The organism is Psychrobacter sp. AH5 (assembly GCF_040371085.1).
GTDB lineage: Bacteria > Pseudomonadota > Gammaproteobacteria > Pseudomonadales > Moraxellaceae > Psychrobacter.
The window spans coordinates 1,623,812-1,638,941 of record NZ_JAMBMT010000001.1 but is presented as its reverse complement, the minus strand read 5'-3'; the positions used below and the strand labels follow the sequence as shown (position 1 = coordinate 1,638,941).

Below are 15,130 nucleotides of genomic sequence, written 5' to 3'. Positions count from 1 at the left end.
TAATGCAGGAATACCTCATGATGCCTAGACGCTCAAAGGTCACTAATCGCTCATTTTTCAATCTTATCTGCTCTGCTATAGCTAGTAGCCTACTAATACTCGCGCTAAGCGGCTGTAATAATAGTAGTACTGATACCGAAATGGAAGCAGCTACAGTGGCAACGCAGACAGATCTGTCATTATTTGCAGGGTGCTATACGGTGAGCTATGACGAGCCTGCGCAGATTAAAGTCAGCGAACAAGATGGTAATTGGGTGATGCAAATGAAGGAGCCAGCTAGCGCTAATCGAGTTTGGGATGATCCAGAAGCCTTGGAGCTGATTGACAATAGCGAGATTCCCAAGTTTTTCTCTATTGATCCGGATAATGTCGATGCGGTGATCGCTCGTCCTGATAGAGTGTTAGTATTAGCACATGTCAAAAGCGCTTATGCCAATATCGATCCGCTACTTGATAGCGAGTATTTATCTTATATCTACAAAGGCGCAAACACTATCTACCGCGTAGAATGCGATGAGGTCAATACTGATATATTAGCTGATCCACACGCCGATATCGTCATAGATAATGTCAATGAGAGCGTATAAAGTTTGAATGTAAATCAAGTAATATAGCCTAAGCGGTACAAGCTAATCTTTAAATAATAAGTCTAGAGCATACGTTATGAATTTTTTGAGTTATGTAATATTAGGTGGTCTCTCTTATGGCGCTGGTTGGCTCATTCGCACTAAAGTATTAGATGAAACCACTCCAGATGAGCCTTACAGTTTGAAGCATCCGGCTATCTTGGGTTATATGGGCGGGTTTTTTATTATTATGCTAATCATCTCTTGGTTGATTGGCCGCTATTTGTTAGGTCATATTACTATTGATTTGCCCTTTATTATCGTCAATAGTTTGGTGGCGACTTTTGTTTTCTCCTTTGGTGTTAATCCAGAAAAGTCACGTTATGATTTACCAAAATAGTGGCATATCAAAACGATAATAAAAGTAACACGCTCAACAACAATAGCTTGTTGAGCGTGTTTTTTGATTTAATATTTATTTTGTCAAAGCCTTAACAAACTCAATAACAAAGTGAGTTAAGCTTTTTGTTTGCCATCATTGCTGTTATTATTTTCTTTATCTTTTACCTCTGCGCTTTTTTCTTCCTCGTCCGTGTCTGATTTTGAGCTTTTTTTCGTAGTTTTTGTTTTATCCTTGGTCGTCTCTGACTGCTTGTCTTTCCATTTTTTGTATTTTAATAAGTCTTTTTCTATTAGCTTGAGACAAAAGCCTAATACTAAGGCGTCATCCACTTGGCCAATAAATGGGATAAAGTCTGGAATGATATCAATAGGATTTATCACGTACAATAAACCGACTACCGCCGCTGAGATGGTCTTATAAGGAATATCGCGATAATGACCCTGATAATAGTCTTTGACTAAGCTTACTAGCAGTAATAAGTCCTTCGCGTAGCGCTCAAGTCCGCGGCCATTCTCCAGCTGATCGTTTATTTTATCCTCTTTACTGACAATCAGTTTAATACTGTCGATCAGACCTTTTTCATCTTGTGGTTTGTCTTTATCACTCATAGTTATAATCCTTGTTTATGATGGGCTTGTTACTGCTTTTATTACTATAGCAAGAGTAATGGCAAGCGCCAAATAAAGGGGTAAGGTAAAATGTAGCGTTTTAGTGCTGTAGTTATTATTAGATACTGCGTCAGTAAGCTTACTATTAGTACCAACAGCGGCTTTACATAGACTATTTTTATAGAGTAAAAACAATGAGCAATACCTTTTTTGAGCTTAATCGTCGACAGTTCTTGCGGCACATAGGAGTAGGGGTAAGCGCCAGTTTGCTGGCTAGTCAAAGTATGGTCAGTGCTTGGGCGGACGAGGATTTATTAGGCAATAATACTGCCGCGTTTACTAAAGATGAGCTGCCAATCGTTACGGTAAGTGAAAATTCAAGCTATCAGCAAGTTGCTCAGACTAACCAATGTATTGCTGCTAGTATTGATACTAGGCTATTTGCAAGCTCCAATGTCGGTAGTAATGAGGCTCGTAATAAAGTTGCCTTGCAGCGGGTGGCCTGCGCTGGATTTAAAGTACAAAACCCTGAGGTAGTCAGCCGCCAGTATTTGCGCTTTGCAGGTACCGATACGCGGCGGGCAAGCGACTTACAAAATATCGCTACCGGCGCGATCAAAGCGCCTAAGCTACTGCTCGGAGTGCGCGGCGGTTATGGGGCCTCGCGCATATTACCATTGATTGACTGGACGACGCTTGGTCGTGTTATGAAAGAGCGCGGCACTATATTGGCAGGCTTCAGTGATGTCACGGCTATTCAATGTGCGTTACTTGCCAAAGGGGGCATGAGCTCGCTTGCCGCCCCTATGCTGTATAGCGAGTTTGGTAAAAATAATCCTGATCAACTCAGCTGTCGCAATTTTGTAGAAGCGCTCAGCAATCCTCGCCTGACTATCGATATTAATAGTGCTGAATTAACCAATCCCAAACTGCCTACTATCTTGGCCAATAAAGAAACGCAAACGATAACGGGCACCATCTGGGGTGGCAATCTCAGCGTCGTTTCTGCTTTGACTGGAAGTGAGTATCTACCCCGTATCGATGGCGGTATTGTGTTTTTAGAGGATGTTGGCGAGCAGACTTATCGTATCGAGCGCATGCTTTATGAGTTGTATCTAGCAGGGGTGTTTAAAAATCAACAAGCGATAGTGTTTGGCGCGTTTTCTGGTACGGGTGAGGACAGCTATGACAAGCGTTTTGATGTGGCAACCGTAGTTCATCAGCTGCATAAGCTCACTGGGCTACCGATTTATAACGGTATGCGCTTCGGCCATATCGCCCAAAAGGCAAGCTTCCCGTTGGGAGCGACTTGTCAGATCCGTGCTAATTTGACTGGCGGCTATCAGTTAAGCTTTTTGGACTATCCGACTATTAATGCTAGTGCTATTAATGTTGAGGGGTTGTGGGCTTAGATAAGGTGGTATTAGTAGCCAAACTTGTGCTCAAGCTCATCAGCCTAGCTGTGAGATATTAAAGAATTTTTAGCCAAAAAAAAGGCTTCCAAATAATTGGAAGCCTTTTTATTTACTACTATAATGGTACCCGGAGCCGGAACGATGCTTTATACTTAAGCAATTGATTTTTATAAATATTTTAAAACGCTGGATCTATAGTGTACACAATGGTGTACATGAGATTATTACTTCATTATTTGTTAATAGTGATCAGATAAATAAATTTTATCACAACATACTAAATATTAGCAGTCTGATGAGCTGTCTCAATAATATCAGTAAGCATTTCAACTGAGCTTATACCGTAAGCTCTGGATAATTCGGACAACTGCTTTTTAGCTTTTCTTGTTAGAAGAAGATCCTGTGCTGCTTCTACGTCTTTTTTGTCTCTGAATTTTTTCTGACTCCATGCCTTACGCATACTTGAGATAAAGTATTTTTTATGAGCAGTAGGTATATATTGGAGATTTAAATTATGAAAATTATCCATTGCATCTAAGCTTGCACAAACTCTGGCAAACATATCTTCATTAGTTTGAGCCAAAAATAGCTTAGCGCCTATTAGCATACCAGCCTTACGAAGATAATCTGTAGCCCAATATAGTTGATCTGTATTTTTAACATCAATCCAATCTATATATTTATTTTCCGTAAGTATTGTATGATGAAGTGCTTTCGTATTATTAATAATTTTTATTTTATTTTCTAAATAAAAGTTATGACGATTAATAAGGCGTGGTTTTTTACTATCATTTGAATCAAATGGCAGGTTAATTTGATCATTTTGTTCTAACAATATGAAAGAGCAGTCTATGCCAGTTATTAAGTAATCCTCATAGTTGCTAATATCATTACTAGCAAAATGTATCATTGGCATAAGATGTTCTTGGTAATAGTTATAGAACCATAGAGATGTTCTTAAGTCTTTCGTTATCCAGTCTATGTTGTCTTGAGGTAATAAAACACCTTTCAAATCATTAAGTAGATCTAATAAATCTTCTTCATCTAAGTTTACTTGATCAATTGCTCTGAGCAGATAGTCTTTATTCCTAATTATAATAATTTCGTTATTATGGAACTGTAGAATACTCAGAAAAATAGCTATCTCTCGTTCTGTTAATTCATTAACTTTATGTAGCAATTTATCTTTAGTAGTTTGATCACTTGACATAGGAAGTTCCATATAGTTGAGGTCGATTTACTTATAAATTGTAAGTATTTAAGTGATATCAGAATAAATACCATAAGACATTATAATATCATATCAGTGCTTTTATCGTAGTATTTATAGTAATACTATTCCAACTATGATCCTTATAAATTGCGGATATACTCTACTTACGTAGCAATCTGCTAATTATATATCTTTAATGAATAGTGGTAATTTTTTATCAATCAATTACTAAACCACAAAATCAGGATTTGATTTAACTGTTTCAATTGCAAGCAATTAGCTAACTCCATCTTCACAGTCTTACCTAAAACACAGTAATTTGCTGTGTTGGGTTTTTAATAAACCCAAGGCTAGCTTACAGAAAACTTGATTTTGGATACTCATGGAAAGACGGTACGATAATATAGGTTATATTAAGTACTGCTTAACTAAGGCGGATGCTATCCGCACTTAACAGTAAAAAAATATACAACCCTATGAATATATGTAGCACCCATTCAACTTTATATTCATAGGAAAACAAGACATGATCTATTCACCTGTTAATCAGTCTCAACTCATCTCTAACGTCGACAGACTGGTTAGAGATGTATTATTTGGTACCATCAATTTCCAACAAATCAAAAGTCAGTTGAACGAGTTCTATTATTCGTTTATGATCAGCCTTAATTCTGAAGACAGATACTCAAAACCACTCCAAGCATTTATAGAAACCACCAATATGATTATTGGTAACGATTATCCTTACAACGTCTTTTGGGATGATGAAAAAACAGGGCTGTTTATTAAGTTACTACCAAATTATAAAAAGACCATTAAGCAAGATTACAATGCGTGGCGTTATCAAAGTAATCAAAACAGCAAAAGCTTAGAGCCTAATATCAGAACCCTTATCGCAGATCATCCAAGATTGTTGTTTGTGAGAGTGGATTTAAAATACATACAAGAGATCAGTCATCACATTACTATCCGTGATTTTGACTTTCATATGAAAAAGTTAAGAGATGCCATTCATAATGGCGATACTTGTTTTAAGCATTTACTTCACCATGCTTGGTCATTAGAACATGGTGAAGACAATGGTGGCTTTCACTGTCATCTGCTATTGATCTTTGATGGTTCAAAACATTACAAGGACAGTTATTTGGCTGATCAAGTTGGACAAAAATGGCGAGAGATTACTGAGGGCGTTGGCTACTGCTTTATCTTAAATACTAAAGAATATAAGGAAGGTCTTGCACGCTACGGCAAACTTGGTATCGGGATGATCCATCGTAACAACATGCAAGAAGTCGAGAATGCGGTTAATGCTGCTTTGTATTTAACCCGTCCTGATAAGCGTGATAAAAGTTATCAACGTCTTAAGGTGTCTGTACCCAACATGAATACCTTTGGGCAAAGCATGCTTCAATAGCTTAGTAAAAGGGAATCAATGTAGGAAAAGCGTAGAGGTACTATCTCATAGCAAAGTAATCTTAGGTATATAGTACCCCTATGAGATAAGACAGGTAGCCTCGCTTACCTGTCTGTTTAACACTCACTCATTCATCCTAGTTAAAGGTCTGCTTCATTGCAGGCCTTTTTTTATGCGCAATAAAAAAGGAGTTCTCTATGAGACCGATCTGCCCTCACTGTCATTCATCAAACGTCACAAGTAATCTACCTAGTGCAAGTTCATCTACTATCTTTGAGCAACTGTGTTCACAATCTACCCTTTCAGGGCTTGGCGTGAGTATCTGCAAGTACTACAAAATCAATTCAACGATCGGTGTGGTGATAGGGTCAGCAATGGCATCTGCAATCAGCTTGGCTAAAGACAAGCGACAGCAGCCACCGTTGATCACTTTATCTGAAAGACCCCGTTATTCATGTCATACCTGCTTATCAACCTTTACGTTCTAAAGTACCCCTACAACCCATTAAGTAAAACCATTAAACAATAAAAAGGAAATTAATCATGGCACATTTAATCGAATCAATGGCATACGTTGGCGATACCCCTTGGCATGGACTAGGGCAAGAGTTGTCACCCAAGCAGCCTATCGAAGTCTGGGCACGTGAGGCGGGTATGGATTGGCGTATTGAATCATCGGATGTCAGCTACATGGCAACCAATGATAAAGGTCAAAACCTGATCATGCCTTTTGACAATAACAAGGTACTGTATCGCTCTGATAATTTAGAGCCGTTATCAGTAGTCAGTCAACGCTATCAAGAAGTACAACCCAGTGAGATTCTAGAGTTTTATCGGGATCTGACCGAGCAAGCAGACTTTGAGCTGGAAACGGCAGGTGTGTTAAAAGGTGGTCGTAAGTTCTGGGCCCTCGCTCGAACTGGTCAATCAGCAACACTACGTGGCGGCGATGTCAGTCATGGCTATTTGCTATTAGCAACCGCCTGTGATGGGACATTAGCGACCACAGCACAGTTTACTAATATCCGTGTGGTATGTAATAACACCTTAGCGATTAGCTTAGCTGATGGCTCAGGAGGCGTGGTCAAAGTTCCGCATAGTACTACCTTTGATGCCGACAAAGTCAAACAGCAATTAGGCGTATCCGTTAGCCAGTGGGATGACTTTAATTATGAGATGAAGCAGCTCACCAATAGACGAGTAACCCAAGCAGAAGCCGCCAATTATTTAAATCGGGTGTTTAACGATGTCAAAGACGATGGCCTTATTCTGTTTAATACCGCTAAGAAGGAGAAAGAAGCGGTTCCGAATGCTCGCGCCATGAATCAGGTGATGACGATGTTTAACGGTCAAGGACGCGGTGCGGATTTAGATTCTGCTAAAGACACCGCTTATGGCTTACTCTCTGCGATGACAGAGTTTGTCGATCATGAACGCCGTGCCATGTCGCAAGATCATCGCCTTGACTCAGCTTGGTTTGGTGCCGGGGCAAAGCTTAAAGATAAAAGCTTGGATGAAGCGCTGCGCTTAATTGCCTAATCTCTTAATGACTTTGTTTACTTGATGAATCAACCACGCCTTTAAGCGTGGTTTTTTTATGCCGTCAGCAAGGTTATTTGAATTAACTAATTACCAATAATAAATCTAACGAAGGAGTTCATTATGAACATGATCGCATTAAACAATACAACTACTCAGCCAAGAGTTAAACGTGTAACCGTTAAGGGCAAAGCATCGCGAATTGCTAAGCCTGAAACCAAGGGTAAACCAGCAGAGCTAACGCTAAAGCAAAATGAAACGGTTGGTAGACCTACTCAAGCAAATACATCAACCACAGCTAAACGTTTGGTCAACACCAAAAACCTAAGTCGTGAAGACTGGCTGCAATTTCGTAAGCAAGGTATTGGCAGCTCGGATGCTGCTGCTGCCTGTGGTATTCATCCTTACCTTTCCATGCTTGAGCTATGGATGATTAAGACAGGACGTATGAGCTCAGATATCGATGAGAGCTTAGAGGGCTACTCACCGCTGTATTGGGGCAATACCCTAGAGCCAATGGTCGCTAAATACTATCAAGAGCATACAGGTAATAAGGTACGCCGCGTAAACGCGATCTTGCAGCATCCTGATCCTGACAAAGCCTTTATTCTGGTGAACTTAGACTATGCTATTACAGGGTGTACAGAGGCGCAGATACTAGAGTGTAAAACTGCTGGTGAACATGGTGCTAAGCTATGGAAGCATGGCGTGCCTTTATATGTCACCTGCCAAGTACAGCACCAGTTGGCAGTCACAGGTAAACAGGCTGCTCATATCTGCGTGCTGCTTTGTGGTCATGAAGCGAAGATTTATAAGGTTGAGCGTGATGAGCGCTTGATTGCATCCATCATCGAACATGAGCGGTTATTCTGGCAGTATGTGGAAGCCGATACCCCGCCAACGCCTGATCATTCTGAATCCGCAGCGAGAGCATTAAAGCAGCTGTATCCAACCCCTGAGCCATCAAGCAAGGTTGATCTGCGAGAGGACGATGGTGCCAATAAGTTATTTGAGCAACTGCTTAGCTACCGTGACTATATGCAAGAGCTAGAGCAGCGTCATGACCAAGTGAAGCATCAGCTGCAAAGCTTAATTCAAGATAATGAGGTCGCAGTGTTCGAGAAAGGGGCTATCTCGTGGAAGCGCTCTAAAGACAGTATTGGCTTGGATAGCAAGGCGGTCATTAAAGCCCATCCGGAATTACTCGAGCGGTTTAGTAAAACCCGTCAAGGCAGCCGTCGATTTGTTATTCTTAATGACTAAGCTATCAGTCATTTAATTATTAACACATTCATCAACCACTCAAAGCCAATCAATCAAAGTAAGCACATAATAGCCCATCCGTCATAGGTGGGCTTTTTTATGGCTAAACAAAACCTATCAAACACAAAAGGAACATGACTATGATTAAAGGTCTAACTATTACCCCACCAGTTTTAGGTCGTATCAGCATTGGGCGTGTCATTGTAAAAGATGGCAAACGCTTACCTGCTAAAGACGATCAATTCACCATTACCAGCCAAGTTCAAAACAAGGATGGCTGGATCAATCATCCACTTGATGCAAAGCTACGCGCAAATAGTGACGGTAAATTGAGGCAAATACCAGTACGCATGCTGTTTAACGATCCGACACTAAACCTGAGAGCTGAGTACACACTGTTTGATCGACAAACTGGACGACCACTCTGCGTCGGTGACGGTGAGCAGTGTCAACGTCGAACGAATGGTGGCGTTGAGCAATTGCCTTGCCCATCACCTGATCGTTGCCCATTAGCACAAGGCGGTGCTTGTAAGCCGTATGGCAGGCTATACGTTAATCTCAGTGAAGATGATGAGCTAGGAACATTCATCTTTCGCACCACAGGCTTTAATAGTATTAGAACGCTTGCAGCAAGGCTGAGCTACTTTGCTGCGGTATCAGGCAATAAGCTGTCATGTCTACCACTGCAATTAACGCTAAGAGGCAAAAGCACCACGCAAAGCTATCGCACACCGATTTACTTTGTGGACCTGACCTTGCGTGATGGGGTAACACTTAAAGATGCGGTACAACATGCCAGAGTGATTGATAATGAGCTAAGTGAACACGGCTTTGATCAAGCGGCACTAGAGGAAGCAGCAAAGCTTGGTTATGTGAACTCGTGCTTTGAGGTTGATAGCGATGGTCTGCTTGATGTGGTTGAAGAGTTTTATCCAGTAGAAACAGATGACATCAGTAGCAATCAGCAAGGTAATTATCAGAATGGGTTAGCCACTCGTAACGTGAATAGCATTGAGAAAGGATTACGACAAAGCGTGACAGCGGTGAGTTAAACCTATCAAGCCAAATAGGTGACATAAAGAGGAGCGGATTCATTCTGCTCCTTTTTTTATAGTTTCGTTCAAGGCTAACGGTCGGACTGTATAGGATGCCGTAAAAAAATATAGGACTCCCTAACTGTATGAGAGATAACGCTCTCATTAACTTACAAGGAGAAAACAATGGATAATTTAAACGCAGCACAGCCAGTAATCGAGCAATGCAATCATATACCGCAGCTACTTAGTGTCAAAAAAGTCATAGAATATACAGGTATCAGCCGCTCAACTATCTATGCAATGGGCGACGTAGATTCTGATCAATATGATCCAACATTCCCTAAAAAGCTCCAACTGACACAAGTGAGAGTAGCTTGGGTGGCAAGTGAGATTGCGGAGTGGATTAATACTAAGATTGCTGAGCGTTCAGCTTAGATGTATCTGACCGCTCTAGCCCTAAGAGTAGGGCGGTTTATTTCTTGTATTTAGCATTAGTAAAATAAAAAAGTAGATATTTTAGAGGTATTAAAAATCCTAAAAAAGTGTAACGAGGATGTTATCTGTATAGATAAAGCTGTTTTTAACAATAGTAGCTTACCTAATAAAAAAGCCATACTGAATTACATCAGCATGGCCTTTAAAATTACTACTTTTTATAATTTACTTTGAGTAGTGGCGTTCAGATCACTCTAAGTGGTGAACCTCCTGTAAACCATAAACTGGCGTTTCTATCCCTTCCATTCTGGCTTTAAGTTGCAATGATAAGTATTGAGAGTAATGTCGCGACTGATGAAGGTTTCCACCATGGAACCATAACGCATCTTGTTGCGTTGGTCTCCACATATTTCTTAGCTCGCCTTCCCAAGGACCTGGGTCTTTAGCGGTATCTGAGCCCATTCCCCAACATTTACCAACTTTATCGGCTACCTCTTGTGAAATAATTTTTGCAGCCCAGCCATTCATGGAACCATATCCGGTCGCATATACAATTAAATCGGCTTCTAACTCCGACCCGTCAGTTAAGACTACTGAATTAGATTTGATATGATCGATACTTACATTGGATTTAAGTTTTATTTTACCTTTCGCTACAAGATCAGAAGCACCTACATCAATATAATAACCAGAACCTCGACGTAAATATTTCATAAATAGACCAGTATGATCTTCACCAAAGTCAAGCATAAAGCCTGCATCGGTTAGCTTTTCATAAAAGTCAGCATCTAGTTCCGCCACTCTACGGTAAACGGGCTCATGAAATTGTGGCATGATTTTAAAAGGTATTGAGCCAAAAGTGAGGTCTGCCTTATATGTAGTTATTCCTTTTTCAACCGCTTCTTCAGAATATAAGCCACCTAATACTTCTTCCATTAATGTGTCTGATTTAATAATATGCGTTGAGGAGCGTTGTATCATAGTTACGTCTGCGCCATTTTCCCAAAGGGCGGCACAAATATCATGCGCTGAGTTATTGGCACCTAGTACAATACATTTCTTTCCTCTATAAGCCTCACCACCTGGGTGTTGGCTTGAGTGATGTTGCTCTCCAGAAAAATCTTCCATGCCAGTAATTTCTGGAATATTTGGTAGTCCTGACATACCAGTAGCTAAAACCAATTGCTGAGGGTGTAATGTTAAACGCTCACCCGCTCTATCAACCTCTACATTCCACTGCTTTAGTTCTTCATCAAATTCAGCGCTAATACACTCAGTTGACCCCCAATAGTTCAACTCCATAATCTTAGTGTACATTTCCAGCCAATCACCAACTTTATCTTTTGGAGTAAATACTGGCCAGTTCTCAGGAAAAGGAAGATAAGGCATGTGGTCGTACCAGACAGGATCATGCAAACATAATGACTTATAACGATTACGCCACGTATCACCTGGTCTAGGCTGCTTATCAATAACAATTGTTGGAACTTCGAGTTGTCTCAAGCGAGCTCCTAAACCTATACCACCCTGTCCACCACCAATGATTAAGCAATAAGGTTGCTCGCTATAACCAAGGTTCTTCTCTTCAGCTTCACGTTTTTCCTGCCACGTTAAACGATTGGGGTCAGCACCGTGTTCAGCACCTTTTGGGCGTAATCTTTTACGCTTTTCAGGGAAGTCTTTGAGCTCAACCATAGTCGTTAATAAGGTCCAAGCTTTGCCGTTACGCAGACGCAAATGTCCATAGCCTTTCGCCACCTTAGTGTTAAAGCTTATCCAAGCTTCTATAACGCCATCATTTTCTACCGCTTCTCCATCAAGCTTCCAGTTATACGGTTCAGTCGTTTCTAAAGTATGTGAAAGCATGTCTTTAATTTCATCTTGACCTTCTAACGTTTTTATATTCCAAGTGAATGAAATTAAATCACGCCAAAATCCTTCTTCTTCAAAATACTCTGCTGCTTTGTCTATATCTTTTACACGCAAGGCTTGATCAAAACCTTCCAGCCAATTAGTTACTTGTTGACTTACAGATAGCTCGCTATCTAATTTTTGAATAGTCATAAATTCCTCTCCATGGTTATTTTTATTTACTCTATTGCTGAAATCCATATGCAGCAGTAAAAATTTTACTAATCGCTAAATAGCATGCTTTTCAAAGTGAGTCGAAAAGTATAATCTGTTGATATAAGTGAGAATCATTTCAAAAAAAGAATATACCAAATAGAAAGTATATTTTTTACGGACAATATCTGCTTGTAAGAGCTATAGCTCTTAAAAACTATATCTCTTAAAGACTATATCTCTTACAAGTAGGTATTGTCAATTATAGCGTACGGTTGTTTGAACTATGCTGAATAAACCGTACACCTAAACTTGGTAAACTAAGCACAATAACAGGAGTTTACCATGACCAAGAAAATTAGAACTTACAGCCCAGAATTTAAAGCAGAAGCCGTCAAGAAGATAGCAGACAATAACGGCAATATTTCAGCGACCGCAAAGCAGCTTGGCATCGCCATGCAGACCTTATCAAACTGGCACAGTAAAGCCAATCAAGGCAAACTTATCGGCACAGAACAATATGATCCTGAGCTTATGGCAGCTATTCAGGAAATAAAGCAGCTCAAGCGGCAGCTTAAAGTTGCCGAAGAGGAGCGCGAAATACTAAATGAGGAGGGATAAAGCGAAGCACTGCTTCGCCCCGACGCAAGGTGAGAGCTATGCTCGAGTTGGCGACGGCGTACTTCGCGAAAAACAGTTAGTAAAGTACGCCTTTATCAAAGACAACCAGCAAGTCTTTAGCATCAGTAGAATGTGCCGCGTACTCAGCGTTAAACCATCAAGCTACTACGACTGGCTGAGTCGTGAAATCAGCTGTCAGCAGATACACCGCAATCAGTGCGAGCTACTAGTTAAAGCCGCTCATAGTGAAGCTCGTGAGCGCTATGGTGTTGATCGACTGCATGCCACGCTCACCGAGCAAGGGCATAATATTAGTCTATACATGGTCAGAAGCATCAAAGAGGAACACGGCATCAAATGCCGTCGTCACAAGCGTTTTAAAGTGACAACCGACTCTGATCACAACAAACTTGTCTATGACAACGTGCTCGATCAGAAGTTTGATACCAATCGTCCCAATGAATCTTGGGTTAGTGATATTACTTACATCTGGACAAATGAGGGCTGGCTGTATTTAGCAGGCGTTAAAGACTTATACACTAAAGAGCTTGTCGGTTACGCTATCAACAAACGCATGACCGCAGATTTGGTCTGCCGTGCACTCAATATGGCTATTAAGAACAAACGACCCAGCCAAGGGCTAATAGTCCACTCTGACAGAGGCAGTCAGTACTGTAGCCACGCGTACCATAAGATCATCAAGCAGCATCAGTTTACAGGTTCAATGAGCGCTAAAGGTAATTGCTTTGATAACGCGCCCATAGAAAGCTTCTGGGGCATATTGAAGAATGAGCTAGTATATCACCAGGACTATAAAACAAGATTTGCAGCTATCAGCGATATCGTTGGATATATTGAGCTGTATTACAACCAAACGAGAATTCAAAAGGGCTTGGGCTATAAATCGCCAAGACAGGTGTGGTTTGATTATTATCGTCAAGCTGCGTAATTAAAATCTCCCAAGTTTAACTGTACGGATTTGACAGCAGGGGTCAGTTCTCTGATATTCTACAACCTCGATACTATATGGTATTCATACTCACTTTCAATTGGATTGCTTTAGGATAATGATTGAAAACATTAGCCTTTTCAACTGCCTAAGAGTGATGTTGTTTAGTTTTCAGGTATGCATTTCTTATTGTTTCTGGGGATACGAAAACATTTTTTTAGCTATACACATGTTGATGGTTATATTGAAATAAAGAGGGGTTCTATAAATGAAACTAAGTCAACTTAGCAGTATGTTGAATCTTGTGATGATGGAGTTTCCCTGAAAATTGTGTAACTGCTTATAATCCACTAACCAAAGAATAGGTAATGAGTAAAGTTTACGACATTTCGATCCTAACTGAACAGTCGAAAAGGTTAAGGCAGTTTATGTGGGTAGTGAGACAAATCTCAGAATAATATACTAAAAAACCTCTTAATTTCATTAAGAGGTTTTATTCTAATATCACTAACTATCTATATTTAAACCCTAAAAGTATAAAACCGACGTATGTCACTTACTTATTAAGGCAATCTTCTGGAGATGCAGGACGTGGAACCTGCTCAATGAATTTTTTTGCAATATCATCTCTATGCATAAATACTACGTCTTCTTTAGATTGTGCATAGCGAATAAATTCAGCCAAACCATGTGCACGTGCTGGGTTTCCAGTAATGCGCGGATGTATACCAATAGACATCATACGACCACAGTCGTCGCCATCTTCTAACAATTGGTCCAACATACGTGATGCTGTTTCAACAAAGTCTGATGGTGCTCCAAAGCCTGTACCTATGATATATCGACAGTCGTTACTGACTAAGGAATAGGGTATTACTAAATGTGACTTTCCATCCACAAAAGTCCAGAATGGTAGATCATCACCATAGTAATCTGAATCATAAGTGAAACGTCCATCTTCGACTAAAAGCTCACGCGTGTTAACTGACATTTCACGGCAATACCATCCTATGGGCTGTCGTCCAAGTGTCTTTTGGAAAGAGTCCATTGCTAAATTTATGAGATCTTTTTCTTCTTCACGTGAATACTCATAATGATCAATCCAACGATAACCATGACCAACAATCTCGTCTTTGCGCTCATTCATTTTTTTTGCAACATCAGGATTGCGTTCAAGTGCTACGGCTGCAGCAAAAAAGGTTGCTGGAACTTTATAACGATCAAATATTCTAAATAGACGCCAAATGCCTGCTCTAGATCCATATTCATACATTGATTCTTTAGCAAGATCACGCTGATCATCTACTTCAAACGGTAACTCATGCATGCCATCATTCATACCATCGCCCATAGCAAAGGTTTTCTCAGACCCTTCTTCATAGTTAACAACGATATTAATTGCGACTTTCGCACCGTTATTCCATCTTATTTTTGGAGGGTGTTCTCCGTAACCTTGTATTTCGCGATTGGGTCCGCTCACATTTGGTAGATCGTCGTTACGATACCAATGATTTTTTGAAAGCTGCTCTTTTCTAGACATATTAACTCCCTTTAATAAAGATATTCTTCCTATATACCCTATAACAAAGAAGTGAGTAAGTAA

13 protein-coding genes and 1 pseudogene are annotated in these 15,130 nt (G+C 40.3%); 10 read left to right on the top strand and 4 right to left on the bottom strand.

Annotated features, from left to right (window positions below):
- The first annotated feature begins 17 nt into the window (after positions 1-17).
- Entirely contained in the window at positions 18-587 is a 570-nt protein-coding gene (locus M0N77_RS06890) for a hypothetical protein (protein WP_353104494.1), read from the top strand.
- 76 nt (positions 588-663) lie between these two features.
- A complete protein-coding gene (locus M0N77_RS06885; RefSeq protein ID WP_353104493.1) occupies positions 664-966 on the top strand; it encodes a hypothetical protein in 303 nt (100 codons plus the stop codon).
- 116 nt (positions 967-1,082) lie between these two features.
- Here M0N77_RS06885 and M0N77_RS06880 read toward each other — a convergent pair whose 3' ends face one another.
- A complete protein-coding gene (locus M0N77_RS06880) occupies positions 1,083-1,577 on the bottom strand; it encodes a YkvA family protein (protein WP_353104492.1) in 495 nt (164 codons plus the stop codon).
- Between the two features lie 194 nt (positions 1,578-1,771).
- On the opposite strand from M0N77_RS06880, the gene M0N77_RS06875 reads away from it, so the two are divergent.
- Positions 1,772-2,989, top strand: a complete 1,218-nt coding sequence (locus M0N77_RS06875) for an LD-carboxypeptidase (protein ID WP_353104491.1) — start codon at positions 1,772-1,774, stop codon at positions 2,987-2,989.
- A gap of 280 nt (positions 2,990-3,269) precedes the next feature.
- Here the strand turns inward: M0N77_RS06875 and M0N77_RS06870 are convergent, their stop codons facing one another.
- The gene (locus M0N77_RS06870) at positions 3,270-4,202 is read right to left on the bottom strand and encodes a hypothetical protein (RefSeq protein ID WP_353104490.1); all 933 of its coding nucleotides are present in this window, start codon (positions 4,200-4,202) and stop codon (positions 3,270-3,272) included.
- 724 nt (positions 4,203-4,926) lie between these two features.
- On the opposite strand from M0N77_RS06870, the gene M0N77_RS06865 reads away from it, so the two are divergent.
- The 6 genes from M0N77_RS06865 to M0N77_RS06840 all read left to right on the top strand — a co-directional run bounded on the left by M0N77_RS06865 (position 4,927) and on the right by M0N77_RS06840 (position 9,893).
- Positions 4,927-5,619 carry an inovirus-type Gp2 protein gene (locus tag M0N77_RS06865; RefSeq protein WP_353104489.1) on the top strand — a complete coding sequence of 231 codons (693 nt, stop codon included), beginning with the start codon at positions 4,927-4,929 and terminating at the stop codon, positions 5,617-5,619.
- Positions 5,620-5,816: 197 nt separating this feature from the next.
- Complete coding sequence (locus M0N77_RS06860; protein ID WP_353104488.1) at positions 5,817-6,107, top strand: hypothetical protein; 291 nt, start codon at positions 5,817-5,819, stop codon at positions 6,105-6,107.
- Positions 6,108-6,162: 55 nt separating this feature from the next.
- The gene (locus M0N77_RS06855) at positions 6,163-7,158 is read left to right on the top strand and encodes a DUF932 domain-containing protein (RefSeq protein WP_353104487.1); all 996 of its coding nucleotides are present in this window, start codon (positions 6,163-6,165) and stop codon (positions 7,156-7,158) included.
- Between the two features lie 123 nt (positions 7,159-7,281).
- Complete coding sequence (locus tag M0N77_RS06850; RefSeq protein ID WP_353104486.1) at positions 7,282-8,421, top strand: lambda-exonuclease family protein; 1,140 nt, start codon at positions 7,282-7,284, stop codon at positions 8,419-8,421.
- A gap of 140 nt (positions 8,422-8,561) precedes the next feature.
- Complete coding sequence (locus M0N77_RS06845) at positions 8,562-9,473, top strand: hydrolase or metal-binding protein (RefSeq protein WP_198328700.1); 912 nt, start codon at positions 8,562-8,564, stop codon at positions 9,471-9,473.
- Positions 9,474-9,641: 168 nt separating this feature from the next.
- Complete coding sequence (locus M0N77_RS06840; RefSeq protein ID WP_198328699.1) at positions 9,642-9,893, top strand: AlpA family transcriptional regulator; 252 nt, start codon at positions 9,642-9,644, stop codon at positions 9,891-9,893.
- 249 nt (positions 9,894-10,142) lie between these two features.
- Here the strand turns inward: M0N77_RS06840 and M0N77_RS06835 are convergent, their stop codons facing one another.
- Positions 10,143-11,957 (bottom strand): NAD(P)/FAD-dependent oxidoreductase, encoded by a 1,815-nt coding sequence (locus tag M0N77_RS06835; protein ID WP_198328698.1) that lies wholly within the window; start codon positions 11,955-11,957, stop codon positions 10,143-10,145.
- A 345-nt stretch (positions 11,958-12,302) separates the two neighbouring features.
- Between M0N77_RS06835 and M0N77_RS06830 the strand changes: the two are divergent.
- A pseudogene (locus M0N77_RS06830) lies at positions 12,303-13,527 on the top strand (IS3 family transposase).
- 556 nt (positions 13,528-14,083) lie between these two features.
- Here the strand turns inward: M0N77_RS06830 and M0N77_RS06825 are convergent.
- Positions 14,084-15,067 (bottom strand): polysaccharide deacetylase family protein, encoded by a 984-nt coding sequence (locus M0N77_RS06825; protein ID WP_198328696.1) that lies wholly within the window; start codon positions 15,065-15,067, stop codon positions 14,084-14,086.
- Positions 15,068-15,130 lie beyond the last annotated feature (63 nt).